Genomic DNA, 1,389 nt, shown 5'->3' on the forward strand with positions numbered 1-1,389 from the left:
AATTAGTTCTGAATCTTCAGTTTTTATTTTTCTTGATTTTAATGAAAAATGGATAGCACCAAAGCGAAGGTAGTGAATATCCATTTTTTTACTATTCCCTGTGTCTTGTGCAACAACGACTGTTCAAACATTTATGGCACACTCTTTCCTTGGATTTTGCGTAACCAAATGTGAGCGGATTTCCATAAAGTTGCTTTCAAATAGCGACTAATTTGTAAATAACTCCGCTCGCTATTTGTGTTCAGTTGAGCTAAAACATTCAAACAATACACAATCATGGCTAGATACACTTGATTGTGCACAGCTTGTTCACTGTGCCCATAGAACTTTTTGATGTTCAAATGTTGTTTCATCCATTTGAAAAAGAGTTCAATCGCCCAGCGTGATTTATAGATTTCTGCGATTTCATCTGCGTCTATATCAAAACGATTGGTCAGTAAATGAAGTTCATTTCCCTTTGAATCCATCACTTTTACGAGGCGGAAAACATTCTCTGAGCGATTTTGAGTTGTCCCAATCACAACCATTTCATCGGATAGTACAGTTGAGTTTTCCTTTACTAAAAGAGGCTCTACTACACGGACGATAGCGTTTTTACGTAAACGTGTAACAAAGAAATACCCTTTGTCTGTCATTCGATCAAAACGTTCATAAGCAAGGTAACCACGGTCGAACACGTACATGCATTCTTTATCGTCTATGAATACTTCTAGTTGACCTCGATCGTGTTCGATGGCATTCGTTAGCACTACCTTATCTGGATAAGAGTAGCCATTTTCCATGAAAACGAGACGTAAGTGAAGCTTTACACCTGATTTTGTCTTTCGAAACTCAGCCCACTTGTGGTTGGTTAAATTAAGCGGTAGTGTACTCGAATCAATGATTTTCAGTGGTGTTGAAATTTTTCTTCGCTTCTCAAAATCTGTTTTCTTGTGGATTTGGGCAACCAAATTCAGAGAAATCGTTCGAAAAAACACGGTTGGGATCTGACTCAATCGTCTACCTAATTGTGAGAAGCTAATGGAATCTAACCCTGTTGCATGTTGTAAATCTTCCGAAAATATAGCGTCGCTCAATGCCCGTAAACTTTCTGTTTCATGGAGTTGAGCATACAAAAGTAATTTCACAAAGGAATTCATGTGTAACTTCTTTGTATAGGCATTTAGTTGATTGGTTTTCACCAGATCTTCAAAATCTGTTAACGAAATTGGGGAAAACCATTGTTCAAATGATGTTTTTCGTGTAATCTTATCCATGCGATGTCCTTTATATTGGATTTGGATAGGTTACTACCACCAACCATTATAAAGGATTTTTTTATGGAAAAGTTTAGTTACAGAAAAGTCAGATTTATTTTTCGTATTGAATTATTTTAATGCGACGCTAGTG

1 protein-coding gene is annotated in these 1,389 nt (G+C 36.6%); it reads right to left on the reverse strand.

Going from position 1 to position 1,389, the window contains the following annotated elements:
- Positions 1-131 precede the first annotated feature (131 nt).
- A complete protein-coding gene (locus C9J34_RS21260) occupies positions 132-1,256 on the reverse strand; it encodes an IS4 family transposase (protein ID WP_107842155.1) in 1,125 nt (374 codons plus the stop codon).
- Positions 1,257-1,389: the final 133 nt, after the last annotated feature.

The organism is Metasolibacillus meyeri, from assembly GCF_003049505.1.
GTDB lineage: Bacteria > Bacillota > Bacilli > Bacillales_A > Planococcaceae > Metasolibacillus > Metasolibacillus meyeri.

Coding starts and splice junctions, on each gene's coding strand:
- C9J34_RS21260 (WP_107842155.1), bottom strand. CDS start 1,256: ATGGATAAGATTACACGAAAAACATCATTTGAACAATGGTTTTCCCCA.